Origin of the sequence: Actinosynnema sp. NPDC053489, assembly GCF_044544865.1 — a bacterium.
Taxonomy (GTDB): Bacteria; Actinomycetota; Actinomycetes; order Mycobacteriales; family Pseudonocardiaceae; genus Actinosynnema.
On the sequence record NZ_JBITXT010000023.1, the window covers coordinates 47,243 to 62,683 of the forward strand.

22 protein-coding genes are annotated in these 15,441 nt (G+C 72.8%); 11 read left to right on the top strand and 11 right to left on the bottom strand.

Annotated elements, in window-relative coordinates; translation table 11 throughout:
• Nucleotides 1-6 precede the first annotated feature (6 nt).
• Complete coding sequence (locus ACIGNX_RS33525; RefSeq protein ID WP_396545367.1) at nucleotides 7-339, bottom strand: S24/S26 family peptidase; 333 nt, start codon at nucleotides 337-339, stop codon at nucleotides 7-9.
• 78 nt (nucleotides 340-417) lie between these two features.
• Here ACIGNX_RS33525 and sodN point away from each other — a divergent pair, with 78 nt between their 5' ends.
• From sodN to ACIGNX_RS33540, 3 genes are all read left to right on the top strand, one after another.
• Nucleotides 418-837, top strand: coding sequence for a superoxide dismutase, Ni (gene sodN / locus ACIGNX_RS33530; RefSeq protein WP_073891370.1), 420 nt, complete (start codon nucleotides 418-420; stop codon nucleotides 835-837).
• 173 nt (nucleotides 838-1,010) lie between these two features.
• A complete protein-coding gene (locus tag ACIGNX_RS33535) occupies nucleotides 1,011-1,616 on the top strand; it encodes a histidine phosphatase family protein (protein ID WP_396545369.1) in 606 nt (201 codons plus the stop codon).
• Nucleotides 1,609-2,094 (top strand): GNAT family N-acetyltransferase, encoded by a 486-nt coding sequence (locus tag ACIGNX_RS33540; RefSeq protein WP_396545371.1) that lies wholly within the window; start codon nucleotides 1,609-1,611, stop codon nucleotides 2,092-2,094. The genes ACIGNX_RS33535 and ACIGNX_RS33540 overlap by 8 nt, the downstream gene beginning before the upstream one ends.
• Here the strand turns inward: ACIGNX_RS33540 and ACIGNX_RS33545 are convergent.
• Nucleotides 2,069-2,581, bottom strand: a complete 513-nt coding sequence (locus ACIGNX_RS33545) for a hypothetical protein (RefSeq protein ID WP_396545373.1) — start codon at nucleotides 2,579-2,581, stop codon at nucleotides 2,069-2,071. The genes ACIGNX_RS33540 and ACIGNX_RS33545 overlap by 26 nt on opposite strands.
• Before the next feature lie 55 nt (nucleotides 2,582-2,636).
• On the opposite strand from ACIGNX_RS33545, the gene ACIGNX_RS33550 reads away from it, so the two are divergent.
• Nucleotides 2,637-3,089: a MarR family winged helix-turn-helix transcriptional regulator gene (locus ACIGNX_RS33550; RefSeq protein WP_396545375.1), complete on the top strand. Its 453-nt coding sequence runs from the start codon at nucleotides 2,637-2,639 to the stop codon at nucleotides 3,087-3,089.
• On the opposite strand, the gene ACIGNX_RS33555 is transcribed toward ACIGNX_RS33550, so the two are convergent.
• The 3 genes from ACIGNX_RS33555 to ACIGNX_RS33565 all read right to left on the bottom strand — a co-directional run bounded on the left by ACIGNX_RS33555 (nucleotide 3,049) and on the right by ACIGNX_RS33565 (nucleotide 5,343).
• Nucleotides 3,049-3,855 carry an SAM-dependent methyltransferase gene (locus ACIGNX_RS33555; RefSeq protein ID WP_396545377.1) on the bottom strand — a complete coding sequence of 269 codons (807 nt, stop codon included), beginning with the start codon at nucleotides 3,853-3,855 and terminating at the stop codon, nucleotides 3,049-3,051. The genes ACIGNX_RS33550 and ACIGNX_RS33555 overlap by 41 nt on opposite strands.
• A gap of 201 nt (nucleotides 3,856-4,056) precedes the next feature.
• Nucleotides 4,057-4,806 (bottom strand): S1 family peptidase, encoded by a 750-nt coding sequence (locus ACIGNX_RS33560; RefSeq protein WP_396545379.1) that lies wholly within the window; start codon nucleotides 4,804-4,806, stop codon nucleotides 4,057-4,059.
• Between the two features lie 126 nt (nucleotides 4,807-4,932).
• Nucleotides 4,933-5,343 carry a hypothetical protein gene (locus ACIGNX_RS33565; RefSeq protein WP_396545381.1) on the bottom strand — a complete coding sequence of 137 codons (411 nt, stop codon included), beginning with the start codon at nucleotides 5,341-5,343 and terminating at the stop codon, nucleotides 4,933-4,935.
• A 277-nt stretch (nucleotides 5,344-5,620) separates the two neighbouring features.
• Here ACIGNX_RS33565 and ACIGNX_RS33570 point away from each other — a divergent pair, with 277 nt between their 5' ends.
• Both ACIGNX_RS33570 and ACIGNX_RS33575 read left to right on the top strand, forming a co-directional pair.
• Nucleotides 5,621-6,565 carry a diacylglycerol/lipid kinase family protein gene (locus ACIGNX_RS33570; protein WP_396545383.1) on the top strand — a complete coding sequence of 315 codons (945 nt, stop codon included), beginning with the start codon at nucleotides 5,621-5,623 and terminating at the stop codon, nucleotides 6,563-6,565.
• Nucleotides 6,566-6,791: 226 nt separating this feature from the next.
• Nucleotides 6,792-7,046: a WhiB family transcriptional regulator gene (locus ACIGNX_RS33575; protein WP_015104912.1), complete on the top strand. Its 255-nt coding sequence runs from the start codon at nucleotides 6,792-6,794 to the stop codon at nucleotides 7,044-7,046.
• A gap of 136 nt (nucleotides 7,047-7,182) precedes the next feature.
• Here ACIGNX_RS33575 and ACIGNX_RS33580 read toward each other — a convergent pair whose 3' ends face one another.
• Both ACIGNX_RS33580 and ACIGNX_RS33585 read right to left on the bottom strand, forming a co-directional pair.
• Nucleotides 7,183-8,661 carry a sensor histidine kinase gene (locus ACIGNX_RS33580; protein ID WP_396545407.1) on the bottom strand — a complete coding sequence of 493 codons (1,479 nt, stop codon included), beginning with the start codon at nucleotides 8,659-8,661 and terminating at the stop codon, nucleotides 7,183-7,185.
• Nucleotides 8,662-8,877 (bottom strand): biotin/lipoyl-binding carrier protein, encoded by a 216-nt coding sequence (locus tag ACIGNX_RS33585; RefSeq protein WP_396545385.1) that lies wholly within the window; start codon nucleotides 8,875-8,877, stop codon nucleotides 8,662-8,664.
• 107 nt (nucleotides 8,878-8,984) lie between these two features.
• Between ACIGNX_RS33585 and ACIGNX_RS33590 the strand changes: the two genes are divergently transcribed.
• Complete coding sequence (locus ACIGNX_RS33590) at nucleotides 8,985-9,059, top strand: 50S ribosomal protein bL37 (RefSeq protein WP_369299106.1); 75 nt, start codon at nucleotides 8,985-8,987, stop codon at nucleotides 9,057-9,059.
• Between the two features lie 86 nt (nucleotides 9,060-9,145).
• Here ACIGNX_RS33590 and rsrA read toward each other — a convergent pair whose 3' ends face one another.
• Nucleotides 9,146-9,463 (bottom strand): mycothiol system anti-sigma-R factor, encoded by a 318-nt coding sequence (rsrA, locus tag ACIGNX_RS33595; protein ID WP_396545387.1) that lies wholly within the window; start codon nucleotides 9,461-9,463, stop codon nucleotides 9,146-9,148.
• On the bottom strand, nucleotides 9,463-10,086 hold the full coding sequence (locus ACIGNX_RS33600) for a sigma-70 family RNA polymerase sigma factor (protein WP_396545389.1): 624 nt from the start codon (nucleotides 10,084-10,086) through the stop codon (nucleotides 9,463-9,465). Before ACIGNX_RS33600 ends, rsrA begins: the two co-directional genes overlap by 1 nt.
• A 214-nt stretch (nucleotides 10,087-10,300) precedes the next feature.
• Between ACIGNX_RS33600 and ybaK the strand changes: the two genes are divergently transcribed.
• Entirely contained in the window at nucleotides 10,301-10,777 is a 477-nt protein-coding gene (gene ybaK, locus ACIGNX_RS33605) for a Cys-tRNA(Pro) deacylase (RefSeq protein WP_396545391.1), read from the top strand.
• 29 nt (nucleotides 10,778-10,806) lie between these two features.
• Here ybaK and ACIGNX_RS33610 read toward each other — a convergent pair whose 3' ends face one another.
• Together ACIGNX_RS33610 and ACIGNX_RS33615 are read right to left on the bottom strand one after the other, a co-directional pair.
• A complete protein-coding gene (locus tag ACIGNX_RS33610; protein ID WP_396545393.1) occupies nucleotides 10,807-11,421 on the bottom strand; it encodes an alpha/beta family hydrolase in 615 nt (204 codons plus the stop codon).
• Nucleotides 11,418-12,179, bottom strand: a complete 762-nt coding sequence (locus ACIGNX_RS33615) for an SOS response-associated peptidase (protein WP_396545395.1) — start codon at nucleotides 12,177-12,179, stop codon at nucleotides 11,418-11,420. Before ACIGNX_RS33615 ends, ACIGNX_RS33610 begins: the two co-directional genes overlap by 4 nt.
• A gap of 99 nt (nucleotides 12,180-12,278) precedes the next feature.
• Between ACIGNX_RS33615 and aroA the strand changes: the two genes are divergently transcribed.
• The 3 genes from aroA to ACIGNX_RS33630 all read left to right on the top strand — a co-directional run.
• On the top strand, nucleotides 12,279-13,553 hold the full coding sequence (aroA, locus tag ACIGNX_RS33620; RefSeq protein ID WP_396545397.1) for a 3-phosphoshikimate 1-carboxyvinyltransferase: 1,275 nt from the start codon (nucleotides 12,279-12,281) through the stop codon (nucleotides 13,551-13,553).
• A gap of 1 nt (nucleotide 13,554) precedes the next feature.
• A complete protein-coding gene (gene rsgA / locus ACIGNX_RS33625) occupies nucleotides 13,555-14,565 on the top strand; it encodes a ribosome small subunit-dependent GTPase A (RefSeq protein ID WP_396545399.1) in 1,011 nt (336 codons plus the stop codon).
• 323 nt (nucleotides 14,566-14,888) lie between these two features.
• Nucleotides 14,889-15,441, top strand: a 553-nt coding sequence (locus ACIGNX_RS33630) for a non-reducing end alpha-L-arabinofuranosidase family hydrolase (protein WP_396545401.1), incomplete at its 3' end; no start/stop codon positions are given.

Consider the following 15,441-nt stretch of genomic DNA (forward strand, 5'->3'; position numbering starts at 1 on the left):
GGCGGGTCAGGCGGGCGGGCTGGTCCGCCGCAGCGGCCGGGGCCGAGGCCAGAGGCGGGCGCGCACGACCCCGACCACCTCGGCCGGCCCGAGCGCCCGCGAGTCGGTGGAGGCGAACGGGTTGTCGCCCTCCACGTGCCACCCGCCGCCGTCGCGCCGGACCGCCCGCTTCACCGACAGCTGTGCGGGCCGCGCCGCCCACCTGACCAGCACGAGGTCACCCGGGCGGGGCGGTTTCCCGAAGCGGACCAGCACCACGTCCCCCGTCCGGAGGGTGGGTGCCATCGAGGGTCCGACCACCCGAACCAGCGGCAACGGGTTGCCCTCCGGCCGTGCCAACGATCACCTCCGACTGCTCGCGCCGACGTCCCGGAGTAGGGTTCGTCACGTCGGAGCATCCACTGTCAGGGAGGAAAGATGCGACTTCTGTCGCGCATCCGTTCACTCCGCCGCCCGCTCCTGGAGGCCACCGCGCACTGCGACCTCCCGTGCGGTGTTTACGACCCGGCCCAGGCCCGGATCGAGGCCGAGTCGGTCAAGGCGATCCAGGAGAAGTACCAGGCGAACGAGGACCCCGAGTTCCGCGCCCGTGCCATCCTGATCAAGGAGCAGCGGAGCGAGCTCGTCAAGCACCACCTGTGGGTGCTGTGGACCGACTACTTCAAGCCGCCGCACTTCGAGAAGTACCCGGAGCTGCACGACTTGTTCAACCGGGCCACCAAGGCGGCCGGCGCGTCGGGCGCGAAGGGCTCCATGGACCCCGCCAAGGGCCAGGAGCTGCTCGACCTGATCGCCCAGATCGACAAGATCTTCTGGGAGACCAAGGCCGCGGCCTGAGCTTTCCTCGCGAACGGCGCCGGTCGGCGGTTCCTCCGCCCGCCGGCGCCGTTCGCGCGTGCGCACCCGGGGACCGGCGCCGGGGATCGGCGCTCGGCGCCGGCCCCCCCGGCCGGGCGAAGGTCACCCTCCCCGTCCCGCCTCCCCCGGCGCTCCCTCCGTAAGCTCGGACCGTGACCTCACACGTCTACCTGCTCCGGCACGGGCAAACCGAGTGGTCCGAGAGCGGGCGGCACACCGGGCTCACCGACGTGCCCCTCACCGACGCCGGGGTGCAGCAGGCGCGGCGCGCGGGCGCGGTGCTGGCGCGGTTGCGGGCCACCGACCGCCCGCCCGCGCTGGTGCTCGCGAGCCCCCGGCAGCGCGCCTGGCGGACCGCCGAGCTGGCCGGGCTGCACGACGTCGAGCGCACCGAGGACCTCGCCGAGTGGGACTACGGCGACTACGAGGGCCTGACCACCCCCCAGATCCGGGAGACCGCGCCCGGCTGGACGGTGTGGACCCACCCCGTGCCGGGCGGCGAGACCGCCGAGCGGGTGCACGCCCGCGCGACCGCCGTGCTGGACCGCGCCCGGCAGGCGCTGGCGGGCGGCGACGTGGTGCTGGTGGGGCACGGGCACTTCAGCCGCGTGCTCATCGCCACCTGGCTCGGCCTGCCGCCCGGTGACGGCGTCCACTTCGGACTGGACCCCGCCGGCACGACGGTGCTCGGCGACGAGCGCGGCGACCCGCAGGTGCGCCGCCTGAACGTGCCCGCCTGGGAGGTCGACGTTGACTGATCCGCGCATCCGCCGCGTCCGCGAGGACGACGTGCCCGCCGTCGTGGGCCTGGTCGAGGAGCTGGCCGAGTACGAACGCGCCCGGCACGAGTGCCACCTGACCGCCGAGCAGCTGCACGACGCGCTGTTCCGCCCCGCGCCCGCGCTGTTCGGCCACGTGGCCGAAGTGGACGGTCGGGTGGTCGGCACGGCGTTGTGGTTCCTCAACTTCTCCACCTGGCGCGGTACGCACGGCATCTACCTCGAAGACCTCTACGTCCAGCCCGCGCACCGCAAGAGCGGCCTGGGCCGGGCGCTGCTCCAGGCGCTCGCGCAGGAGTGCGCGACCCGCGGCTACGCGCGGCTGGAGTGGTGGGTGCTCGACTGGAACGCGCCGGCGATCGGCTTCTACAAGTCGCTCGGCGCGATCCCGATGGACGAGTGGACCGTGTTCCGCCTGACCGACGAGCCGCTCACCCGACTGGGGCGGGCCGACTGACCGCGACCTGCCGGACCAGCCCCACCCACCACACGAGCGTGAACGCGATGACGGTCGGGTTCTTCACGAACAGCAGCACGGCCAGGTACGTCCGCCGCGCCGCCTCGGGCAGCAGCCCGCCGACCACCCGCTCCGCGCCGACGTCGAAGACCAGGAACGCCACCGCCAGCAGCGCGGCCTGCCACACCAGGCTCGACCGGTGCCGCGCGGCGAACGACCGCGCGGCCGCCCACGTCAGCCGCTCCCCCCGGGTCGCCGCACGCCAGACCACCACGACGAGCAGCACCCGCGCGGCCACCACGACCAGCTCCGAGGCGAACGCCACCCCGCCCGGCACGTGCCCGCCCCAGTTCACCACCACGAGCCGCTGCACGGACGCCACCAGCGACAGGCCGACGACGACCACCCAGTGCCGCCGGTAGAACCGCGCCGCCCACCGCGGCACCTCCCACGCCAGCCGCAACTCCCCCACGACGAACCCCCTCACCAGCCGAATATTTTAGTTCAGTGTACTGAAATATTCGGCGCGGTAAAGTGCCTTCATGGACGAGCGGGACTTCGGGCGCGAGCTGAGCACGGCCGTGGTGGCCTTCCACGAGGCCGTGGGCGCACGGCTGGGCGTCACCGCGGTGGACCAGCGCGCGCTCGCCCTCATCGCCGGCCGCGGCCCGGTGACGGCGGGCGAGCTGGCCAGGGAGATCAACCTGACCCCGGGCGCGGTCACCGGCGTCGCCGACCGCCTCGAACGCGCGGGCCTGGTGCGGCGCGAGCCCGACCCCGACGACCGCCGGCGGGTGGTGATCACCGCGGTCCCCGGCGCGTTCGGCTCGGTCTTCGCGGGCCTGGGCGCGGCCATGGCGGAGCTGACGGCCCGCTACACCCCGCGGGAGCGGGAGGTCATCGCGGACTGGGTCGCGCGCACCGTCGCCGTGCTGCGGGAGCAGACCCGGCTGCTCAGCGAGGACCCCGCTTCACGCCCACCGCGCCGTAGCTGACCGCCTCCGCGCCGGTGCCCGGCTCGCCCTCGCCGCGCCACTTCGTCGCCAGCACCAGGCCCGGGTCCAGCAGGCCGAACCCGTCCAGCATGGCCTCGACCGCCGACTTGGACCGCGCCACGAGCGGCGAGCCGGTCTCGGCGGCCACCTCCACCACCTTGCGCACCAGCTCCGGCTGCTCGTCCGCGGTCAGGTGGCTGAGCACCAGGTAGCTGCCGTCGGCGACCACGTCGCGGTAGCGGGCCACCAACTCGGCGGGCCGGTCGTCGTCGGACAGGTAGGGCAGGATCGCCACCATGAGCACGGCGACCGGCCGGCTCAGGTCGAGCAGGGCGCGCACCTCGGGCGCGCCCAGCACTGCGGCCACGTCCCGGATGTCGGCCTCGGCGATGGCCGCGCCGGGGTTGTCGCGCAGCATCGTGCGGCTGTGGGCGACGGTGGCGGGCTCGTTGTCCACGTACACCACGCGGCACGTCGGGTCGGCCTGCTGGGCCACCTCGTGCACGTTGCCCGCGGTCGGGATGCCCGAGCCGAGGTCGAGGAACTGGCGGATGCCGTGCGCCACGCAGAGCCGGACGGCCCGGCGCAGGAACGAGCGGGTGTGCTGGACCATCGCGGCGGTCGGGATCCCGCTCGACGACCGGTCGGCGAACTCCCGGTCGACCGCGAAGTTGTGCGCACCGCCCAGGTAGTAGTCGTACAGGCGGGCGACGTTGGGGCGCTCGACGTCACCGCTGGTCGACACCCACCTCGGGGGGTTCTGCACCTCGCACCTCACCCTGACTGCGCCCGGAGCGCGTGACCGCCTGCCAGACCGTATCTGGCTACTCCGTTCGTGTCCATCCGCCCAATGTGAACACGCAGGGTGATTATCACTGGCAGTCGCGCCGGGAACCGCGCCGCCGGGCCCCGGCCGAAGGGACCGCGCAGGGGGAGAGGAGCCTGTCCCTTCGGCCGGGGGATTCGGTCACACGCCCGCGTAGGAGCGGATCCAGTCGCGGTAGCGCGTGACGGCGGTGTAGTTCGACCGCGACGAGCGGTCGCTGGTCGAGGCGACGCCGACCTGGTAGTAGCGGCCGTCGACCGGGCTGGTGGCGAACATCGGGCCGCCCGAGTCGCCGCCGGCGGCGATGCCGTCGACCCGGCTCACCGAGATCGCGATGCCACCGCGGTAGTCGCGCCCGTTGACCGAGGTGACCCGGGTGTTGGCGTACTTCAGGTAGCGGGCCTGGCAGTTGATCTCCGGCTGGTCGGTGCACGTGGCGCCCCAGCCGTAGAGCTGCACGGTCTGGCCGACGGCCACGGCCGTGGTGGTGCCCAGCGGCGCGTAGGTGCCCGCGACGGACCGGTCCAGCCGCGCCAGCGCCAGGTCGACCGACGGGTGCTGGATGATCTGGGTCGCGGTGGCCAGGGTGCCGCCGGTGGTCTGGTCGAGGCTGCCGATGCGGAACGTGTAGGTGCCCGAGCTGGCCACGCAGTGCTGGGCGGTCAGGACCCAGGTCGGCGCGATGATCGTGGCCGAGCAGTTCTGCTGGCCGTTGCGGAACAGGCGGGCCGCCCACGGGGCGTTGGACGCGGTGCCGCCGCCGATGATGTACGGCTGGACGCCGCCGGCCTCCTGGGCCGACGCCGTCGGCGCGAGCGTGGTCAGCGCGAAGGCGGACAGCAGGGCGGTAGTGGCTCCGACCACCGCGGACAGGGCGCGATTGAGTCGCATGGGGTTGTCACCTCAACGAACGCAGGGAGTGGTGAATTCACCACGCACAGCGTCACCTGTCGGAGTGACGGCGACTACCCGCCGTTCGTCGGCGAGCAGCCAGACGATGGTCGGCGACCAAATGCCCTATCTGTCGGCTTCGTCCCGGTCCTCGTCCACGCCGAGCGCCCACCGCCGCACGGGGTTGGTGAACAGCAGCACCAGCGTGCCGACGACGTACGCGCCGAGCAGCGCGCCCCACAGCTGCTGCCCCGATGGCCCGTACGTGTACCAGGCGACACCCAGGAGGAGCAGTTGCACGACGACCGCCGGCGTGCGCCCCCAGTGCCTGCCGAGCACCAGGCCGACGCCGGCCGCGAGGACGCCCGACGACAGCACGGCGAAGTAGGCGGCCTCGCCGAGCACCTCGCCCACCTTGTCCGCGCTGAACGACCGCACGACCAGCGCGACCGCGAACGCCAGCCCGGTGAGGCCCTGCGCCGCGGTGAGCGCGCCGGCCGCCCGGACCGCCGGGGGAACCTTGCTCTGGGTCGTCACGCCGTGCCCCTTCAACTGGGCCTTTCCTCACCGTGAGTACTCGTCACGCATCGTAGGCCACCCGGTTGGCGTGTCCCGTTCGACCGCCGCAGGGGCGATGATCACACCAGTCTCTTCGGCGAGCCGGCGGTCGGGCCGGGGTGCACTTGTCGCGAGGCGCAGGACGACGGAGAACGCGACACCGAAAGGAGATGTCGGCCACTTTCGTGCGCGCATGCCCCTCCTAACGGGTGACACGCAACCTGTCGAAGGTCACGCGCTGTCCTACCCTGCAGAGGTGCGCGCACTTCTGGTGGTCAACCCGCAGGCGACGGCTACGACGCCCGCCGGTCGGGACGTGCTCGCGCACGCGCTGGCCAGCGACGTGAAGCTCGACATCGTCGAGACGGACTACCGCGGCCACGCGGCCGACGCCGCCGCGCAGGCCGTCGTGGACGGCTACGACCTGGTCGTGGCCCACGGCGGTGACGGCACGGTGAACGAGGTGGTCAACGGCGTGCTGCGCGGGGGCGCGCGGCCGGGCCTGCCCATGCTCGGCGTCGTGCCCGGCGGCTCGGCGAACGTCTTCGCGGGCGCCCTGGGGCTGCCGCGCGACCCCGTCGAGGCCACCTACCGCCTGCTCCAGGCCATCGAGCACGGCACCAGCCGCCGCGTCAGCGTGGGCCGCGTCGCGGCCGCCGGCGCGGGCCTGGACCTGGACCGCTGGTTCACCTTCAACGCGGGCGTCGGCTGGGACGCCGACGTGGTCGCCGCCGTGGAGCAGCAGCGCGCCAAGGGCCGCCAGGCGTCGCCCACCCTCTACGCCCGCACCGCGCTGACCAGCTACTTCACCCAGCGCAAGCAGCCGCCGACGCTCACCGTGCAGATCCCGGAGGACGAGCCCTTCCACGACGTCCGGCTGGCGTTCATCTCCAACACCGACCCCTGGACCTACCTCGGCGACAAGGCCATCCGGCTCAACCCGAGCACGTCGTTCGACGGCGGGCTCGGCCTGTTCGCGCTGCGCGGCATCGGATTTCCGACAGTTCTTCGCTACGTCGCGCATCTCTTGGCCACGGATGGGAACCCCAGGGGTGGGAACCTGCTGCGGCGCGACGACGTCGAGTTCGTCCGGGTGACGAGCCCGGACCCGGTCAACCTGCAGGTCGACGGGGACCTGCTGGGCGCGTGCACCGAGGTGGAGTTCACCTCGGCGGCCGGCGCGCTGACGGTCGCCGTGTGACCGTGGTGTGACCGGCTCGGTACCGATCCGCGATGTTACGACCTGGAGTGATACCGCGGCGTGAAACCCCAGGTGAACTGAGTCGATCTTTCGGGTGAGTTCACTCACCGGGTTGGGGTTAAACCCTTGACATCCCGGCCGTTCGTGAAAGCATTCACAAGCACCCCAAAACCGACCGCTGACGAGTGGCGCGCCTTCGCGCGCGCCTAGCTGAGGAGTAGTTCCAATGGACTGGCGCCACCGCGCGATCTGCCGCGACGAGGACCCCGAGCTGTTCTTCCCCGTGGGGAACAGCGGTCCTGCGCTCCTGCAGATCGCCGAGGCGAAGACCGTCTGCCGCCGTTGCCCCGTCGTCTCCGACTGCCTCGCGTGGGCGCTGGAGAGCGGCCAGGACGCCGGCGTGTGGGGCGGGATGAGCGAAGACGAGCGTCGCGCCCTCAAGCGCCGCAACGCTCGCACCCGGGCTCGCAGCAACGCCTGAGCCACCTCACGGCAAGCAAGCACACGAAAGGCCCGACACCGTGCCAGGTGTCGGGCCTTTCGCTTGTGTTGCACACCCTCCCGCATGACCACGTGACCCCGCTGAGGCAGGCCGTCACGTGTGCACGGGGAGCAGTCTAACGCCGTGCCCTGAGCGGCACGCGCAGGACCGCCTCTGTACCGCCTCGGGGCCGCCTCCGCAAGCTCAACGAGCCCCTGAGTTCGGACTCCACCAGCGTCCGGACGATCTGCAACCCGAGCCGGTCGGTGCGCTCCAGCGAGAAGCCCTGGGGCAGGCCGCGGCCGTCGTCGGAGATCACGACGTCCAGCCACTTCGCCGAGCGCTCGGCGTGCACGACGACCTCGCCGCGCTGACCCGCCGCGTACGCGTGCTCGAACGCGTTCTGCACGAGTTCGGTCAGCACCATCACCAGCGGGGTCGCCAGCTCGGCCGGGACGATGCCGAACGGCCCCTCGCGGCGCACCACCACCTGCGACTCGGTGGCGGCCACGTCCGACATCATCGGGATGACCTTGTCCACCACGTCGTCGAGGTTCACCCGCTCGTCCACCGACATGGACAGCGTCTCGTGGACCAGGGCGATGGACGTGACCCGGCGCACCGACTCGGCCAGCGCCTCGCGGGCCTCCTCGCTGCTGGTCCGGCGGCTCTGCAACCGCAGCAGCGCGGCGACCGTCTGCAGGTTGTTCTTCACCCGGTGGTGGATCTCGCGGATCGTCGCGTCCTTCGACATCAGGGCGCGGTCGCGGCGGCGGACCTCGGTGACGTCCCGGCACAGCACCAGCGCGCCCGCCGCGCTGCCCCGCGGCCGCAGCGGCAGGGCGCGGAACAGCACCGCCGCGCCCCGGCGGGACTCGGCCTCGATGCGCATCGACGGCTGCCCGTCCAGCGCCGCCCGGATGCGCTGCGCGACCTCCGTGGCGTCGAACGGGTCCCCGATCAGCGACCGCGTCAACGGCGCCAGGTGCACGCCCACCAGGTCGGACGCATGGCCCATGCGGTGGTAGGCGCTCAGCGCGTTCGGGCTCGCGAACACCACCGCGCCCGACGCGTCCAGCCGGATCAGGCCGTCACCGACGCGGGGGCTCGTGTGCACGTCCGGGGACGGCTCGGTGGTCGGGAACGTGCCGTCGGAGATCATCTGGCACAGGTCGGCGGCGCTGCCCAGGTAGGAGATCTCCAGCGGGCTCGGCACGCGCGGCACGGCCAGGTTCGTGTTGCGGCTGAGCACCGCGATGACCTCGCCGTCCCGCTTGACCGGGATCGCCTCCCGCCGCACCGGCACGCCCAGGTGCCAGCGCGGGTCCTCCTCGCGGCAGATCCGCGCCTCGGTGGTGGCCCGGCGCAGCTGGGGGTGCTCCTCGACGTCCACCATGCTGCCCACGACGTCCTCGGGGTGCGCGGTGGGCGCGGTCGTGGGCCGGGCCTGGGCGACGCACAGGAACGTCGTGTCGTCCAGCGGCACCCACATCAGGAAGTCGGCGAAGCTCAGGTCGGACAGCAGCTGCCACTCCGCCACCACCAGTTGCAGGTGGTCGACGGCGCCGCCGGAGAGCTTGGTGTGCTCGGCCAGGAGGTCGGTGAGCGTGGACAGCTACTCCACCACCGCGATGAGGTCGCCCTCCTGCACCACGTCGCCGGTCGCGACGGCGATGCGCGTGACGCGGCCCGCGCCCTCGGGGAGGACCGGGATCTCCATCTTCATGCTCTCGAGCACCACGACGGTGGTCTCGTGCGTGACCTCGTCACCCTCTTTGACGGCGATCTGGGCCACGTTCGCCACGATCTCGGCCCGGATTTCCTCGGCCATGGTCCTCCTTCGTCCGGGCCCATCCAACCACGGTTCAGACCCGGTGCCGTGCACAGGTGACCACGTGACACACTGTCGTGAGGCAGTTCGAGCACTAGGAGAACCCCATGTCGAAGCGTGCCCGCAAGCGCCGCGACCGCAAGAGAGGCGGCGCCAACCACGGGAAGCGCCCCAACACCTGACCTCGGTCTTGGTGTGCGAAGGGCCCGGGGCAGCCGCCCCGGGCCCTTCGGCTTCCACCCCTCGGCTTCGGGCGGGTCGCGACGGCTCAGCCGCCGGACCGCTCGGTCCGCGTCGTCACCGTCGTGGTGACCTCGACCTCCAGGGTCGACTGGTCGGCGGTCTGGTAGAGCCGGGCGCGCAGCCGCCGCCGCAGCTCCTCCGGGGCGTGCTCGCCGCCGCACTTGCGGGCCAGCAGCGCCTTGAGGTGCTCCTCGATGCCGTACTGCTCCAGGCACGGGTGGCACTCCTCCAGGTGCGTCTGGAGCAGCTGCTTGCGGTTCTCGTCGCACTCGTGGTCGAGGAAGAGGTAGACCTCGGACAGGACTTCGGAGCAGTCCGTCTCGTGGTGCTCGCCGCAGCTCATCAGCCCGCCACCTCCTGCTGACCGTCGCGGATGATGCCGCGCTCGCGCGCGGTGTCCGCCAGCTGGTCGCGAAGCTGCCTTCGGCCCCGGTGCAACCGGGACATCACGGTGCCGATCGGGGTGCCCATGATGTCTGCGATCTCCTTGTAGGCGAAGCCCTCCACGTCCGCGAGGTACACCGCGATCCGGAACTCCTCCGGCAGGCGCTGCAGGGCTTCCTTGACGTCTGAGTCCGGCAGCCGGTCCATCGCCTCGACCTCGGCCGACCGCAGCCCGGTCGACGTGTGGCTCTCCGCCTGCGCGAGCTGCCAGTCGGTGATCTCGTCCGTCGGCTGCTGGATCGGCTGGCGCTGCTTCTTGCGGTAGCCGTTGATGTAGGTGTTGGTGAGGATGCGGTACAGCCAGGCCTTGAGGTTCGTGCCCTGCGAGAAGGACGCGAAGGCGGCGTAGGCCTTGAGGTAGGTCTCCTGGACCAGGTCCTCGGCGTCGGCCGGGTTGCGGGTCATCCGCAGGGCCGCCGAGTACAACTGGTCGAGCATCGGCATCGCGTCGCGCTCGAACCTGGCGGCGCGCTCGGCCGTTGTCTCGTCAGTCGGCGTGTCCTGCGTTCGCGTGGCTGGCACCGCGCTCCCTTCCCACCGGCTGGTCAGCGCGGTGGCCGGAACTGTCTGGGACGCAGTCGAGGATACGCGGCGGTCTCCGGGACGGCAGCGGGCCGAGCCGCGCGGTGGGCGCACCCTGACCTGCCTGCCGACCTGCTGGTCCATCACCTCGGTAGCCACGTTCGCACCAACGCGACGGCCCCGCCGGGCATTCCCTGCACTAGGGTGCGCGCTCATGGCCGGACGTGGGACGCCCGCCACCGCGTTGCTGGACAAGCAGAAGGTGGCCTACGCGCTGCACGCCTACGAGCACGACCCGCGGCACGAGTCGTACGGGCTGGAGGCGGCCGAGGCGCTGGGCATCGCGCCCGAACGGGTGTTCAAGACGCTGGTCGCGGAGGTGGACGGCCGGTTGGCCGTGGGGGTGGTCCCGGTCACCGGCCAGCTGGACCTCAAGGCGCTGGCCGCCGCCGTGGGCGGGAAGAAGGCGCGGATGGCCGACGTCGCGGCGGCCGAGCGCGCCACCGGGTACGTGGCGGGCGGCATCTCGCCGCTGGGGCAGAAGAAGCGGCTGCCGGTGGCGCTGGACGCCTCGGCGGAGGGGTTCGGGACCATCTACTGCTCGGCCGGGCGGCGCGGGCTCGAGGTCGAGATCGCGCCGGCGGACCTGGTGCGGCTCACGCAGGCGGTCGTCGCGCCGATCTCGGCCTGACCGGACCGGCTCGACCGGACCCGGCCCGATCAGACCTCCAGGGGGCGCAGCACCCGGTCGAGCCACTCTCCGACGGCCCGGCCCACGCCCGCCACGTCGGCCTTGAGGTTGTGGTCCCCCGCCAGCAGCACGACGTCGCGGTGGTGCGCCGGCTCCGGCCGGCCGAACGGGTCGTTCTCGCCCTGCACGACCAGGGTGGCCACCTCGACGCCGTCCAGCTCGGCCAGCCGGGACTTCTCCGGCCTGCCCGGCGGGTGCACCGGGAACGCCAGGCACAGCACGGCCGCCGCCTGGCCCTCCGCCGCGGTCCGGCACGCCACCCGCGCGCCGGAGGACCGGCCGCCGAACACCAGCGGCAGGTCGTCGAACCAGCTCGCGCACAGGTCGTCGGCCACCGCGAGCCACGCCGCGTCGAGCTGCTTGGCGGGCGCGGGCGCGCGGCGGCCCGCCACCCGGTAGGGCTGCTCGACCAGCGCCACGTGCACGCCGGCGCCCACCGCCGCGCGGGCCGCCGCCACCAGGTCCGGTGCGGCGATCCCGCCGCCCGCGCCGTGCCCGAGCAGCAGCGCGGCGCGGCCCTCGGCGGCGCAGTGCAGCTCGGCCCGCGCGGTGCCGAACGGGGTGTCGACCGCCCGCGAGGTCATTTCAGCTCGAACAAGGTGGGCTCCGGTTTCTCGGACTCCCCCAGCGCGACCGCGTCCATCAGCGACGGGTCGTTGTTCTTGATGCTGTTCACGCGCATCGACACCGGCCGCAGCTCCAGTGCGTTCACCAGGTCGAGGTCGGGGCGCAGCAGGTCCTTCGGGTCGGCGTTGTCCGGGTCGAGCCACGCGGCCCAGCGGTCCTTCGGCAGCACCAGCGGCATCCGGTGGTGCACGGCGGTCATCTCGCCGATCGCGTCGGTGGTCAGCACGGCGCACGTGACGACCGGCTTGCGCTCGTCGCCCTCCTGCTGCCACCACACCGACCAGATGCCGGCCATGGCGATGCTGGAGTCGTCGCCGGGGTTGATGAAGTACGGCTGCTTGCGGCCCTCCCCCGGCTGCCACTCGTACCAGCCCGCGGCGGGCACGATGCACCGGCGCTTGGCGGCCGAGTCGCGGTAGGCGGGCTTGTCCAGCACGCTCTCCGCCCGCGCGTTGATCATCTTCGCCGCGCCGGACAGGTCCTTGGCCCAGTGCGGCACGAGGCCCCAGCGCATCACGCGGACGCTGCGCTCGGTCGTGCCCGGGTCGGGGTTGCCCTCGTCGTCACGCGGGTGCCGCTCCACCACGGCGAGCACCTGCTTGGTCGGCGCGACGTTGTAGTCCGGTCCGGGCGCGTGCCCCTCGGTGCCGTCGACCGCGTCGAACTCCGCCGCGAGCAGCGCCGGGTTCTTGGTGGACGCGTACCTGCCGCACACACCGACCACCTCTCCACCGATGTACCTCGGGCAAGCCATCGTCGCACGTCGGAAGGCCCGGTGCGAGCTGTCGGCGACCCGATGCGGAATCATCAGGCCATGACTCAGCAGTGGTCCGCACCCACCGCCGACGGCCCGGTCGAGGCGACCGTACCCGTCCCGGGTTCCAAGTCGATCACCAACCGGGCGCTCGTGCTGGCCGCGCTGGCCGACGGGCCGTCCACCGTGCACGCGCCGCTGCGCAGCCGCGACACCCTGCTGATGGCGGCCGGCCTGCGCTCGCTCGGCGTCGGCGTCGAGGACGGCCCGGACGGGTCCTGGCTGGTCACGCCGCGGCCCATGCAGGGCCCGGCGCGGGTGGACTGCGGCCTGGCGGGCACCGTGATGCGGTTCCTGCCGCCCGCCGCCGCGCTCGCGGTCGGCGACGTCACGTTCGACGGCGACCCGCACGCCCGCAACCGGCCGATGGCCACGATCCTGGACGCGCTGCGCGTGCTGGGCGCGGACGTGGACGGCGACGGGCTGCCGTTCACGCTGCACGGCAAGGGCGGGGTGCCCGGCGGCGAGGTCACCGTGGACGCGTCGGCGTCGTCGCAGTTCGTGTCGGGGCTGCTGCTGTCGGGCGCGCGGTACGAGAGCGGCGTCACCGTCCGCCACGACGGCGAGCCGGTGCCCTCGCTGCCCCACATCGACATGACCGTGGCGATGCTGCGGGAGGCGGGCGTCGCGGTGGACGACTCCGCGCCGGACGAGTGGCGGGTCGAGCCGGGCCCGATCGCGGCCCTCGACCGGCACGTCGAGCCGGACCTGTCCAACGCCACGCCGTTCCTGGCGGCGGCGGCCGTGACGGGCGGGCGGGTCACGATCCCCGGCTGGCCCGATCGGACGACCCAGCCGGGCGGCGCGGTCCGCGACCTGTTCCGGCGCCTGGGCTGCGAGGTGGAGCTCACCGCGGGGGGCCTCGTCCTGACGGGTCCGCGCGAGCTGGTCGGCCTCGACGTGGACCTGAAGAACGAGAGCGAGCTGACGCCGACCGTCGCGGCGCTGGCGGCGCTCGCCCGGGGCCGGACCCGCATCCGCGGGGTGGCGCACATCCGCGGCCACGAGACGGACCGGATCGCCGCGCTGGCCGCCGAGATCAACCGGCTGGGCGGTGACGCGGAGGAGACCGAGGACGGCCTGGTCATCACCCCGCGCCCGCTGCACGGCGGCGTGTGGCGCGCCTACGCCGACCACCGGATGGCCACCGCGGGCGCGATCATCGGCCTGGTGGTCGAAGGCGTGTCGGTGGACGACATCGGGTCGACCACGAAGACCATCCCGGACTTCCCGGGGATGTGGTCCGCCATGCTGTCGCAGCCGGGGGCGCGCTGACGTGGCACGCGGCGACTGGCGGCGGTTGGACGAGACCGACGTGCGGGTGCGGCCGGGCAAGGGCAGCCGGCCGCGCAGCAAGCGCAGGCCCGAGCACGCGGACGCGGTGCCCGCCATGGTCGTCGGCGTGGACCGCGGCCGGTGGACGTGCGCGCTGGACGAGGACCCGGCGCGGATGGTCGTCGCCATGCGGGCGCGCGAGCTGGGCCGCACGCCGGTCGTCGTGGGCGACCACGTGGGCCTGGTCGGCGACACCACCGGCCTGCCGGACACCCTGGCGCGGATCGTGCGGGTCGAGGAGCGGCGCAGCGTGCTGCGGCGCACGGCCGACGACACGGACCCGTTCGAGCGGGTCGTGGTCGCCAACGCCGAGCAGCTCGTGATCGTGTCCGCGCTGGCGGACCCGCAGCCGCGCCGGGGCTTCATCGACCGGTGCCTCGTCGCCGCCTACGCGGGCGGGCTGGAACCGCTGCTGTGCCTGACGAAGTCCGACCTGGCGCCGCCGGACGAGCTGGTCGCCGCCTACGCCGAGCTGGACCTGCCGGTGGTCGTGACGCGGTCCGACCAGGACCCGGCGGAGCTGCGGGGCCGCCTGGTGAACCGGCTGTCGGCGTTGATCGGGCACTCCGGGGTGGGCAAGTCGACCCTGGTGAACAAGCTGGTGCCCGACGCGCACCGGGCGGTGGGCGTGGTGAGCGGGGTCGGCAAGGGCCGCCACACGTCCACCCAGACCGTCGCCCTGCCGCTGCCGGAGGGCGGCTGGGCGGTGGACACGCCGGGCATCCGCTCGTTCGGCCTGGCGCACATCACCCCGGACGACATCGTGGCCGCGTTCCCCGACATGAAGGCGATGGCCGAGGAGTGCCCGTCGGGCTGCGGCCACCTGGGCGCGCCCGAGGACCCCGACTGCATGCTGGACGAGCTGGTCCGCACCGGCGAGGCGTCCCCCGGTCGACTGGCCTCGCTGCGCCGGCTCCTCCAGTCCCGCTCGAAACTGGAGGAATACGACTGATCCGCGCCCGCCGAGTGGGACGTTCGGGCGCGGACCGTTGACCGCGGGGGCTTGGCCACCCCATTCTGGTGGACAGGTCCAACCGCATTACCGCCGTGGCTCCACCATGCCCGGGAGACGCTCAACGGGAACGCGCTCAAATATTCCGTCGAATATTTAGCAGGCGATCGTCGAATTCGCATTCGACGGTCGTTCCCGCGGCGACGCCCGATCACGGGGAGCCGGCGTTCGAGAACTTGCGCAAATCCCACGGAGGAGACGTCATGTCAGTGCGACGCAGTTTCCTAACCAGATCGAGGGCGGCCAACGTCGGCATCGCGTCGGTGAGCGCCGCCCTGCTGGCCTCGGCGACGGTCCTGGTGGCGCTGCCCGCGGGCGCGGCGACCGCGGGCTGCTCGGTGGACTACGCCGTGGCGTCGCAGTGGCAGGGCGGGTTCAGCGCGACCGTGTCCGTCACCAACCTGGGCGACCCGTTGAACGGCTGGACGCTGACCTGGTCCTTCGCCGCCGGGCAGACCGTGACGCAGGCGTGGAGCACGTCGTTGGCGCAGAGCGGTTCGGCGGTGACCGCGAAGAACGTGGACTACAACGGCTCCGTCGGCACCAACGCCGCCGTGTCGTTCGGGTTCAACGGGTCGTGGACGGGCAGCAACCCGGTCCCGACGAGCTTCGCCCTCAACGGCGTGGCGTGCACCGGGAGCACGACCACGACGACCACCACGAGCAGCACCACTTCCACGACGACGACCACGACCAGCACGACGACGACCACCACGACGCCCGGCGGCTGCACCCTCCCGTCGACCTACCGGTGGACGTCGACGGGGTCGTTGGCGAACCCGAGGTCGGGTTGGGTGTCGCTCAAGGACTTCACGC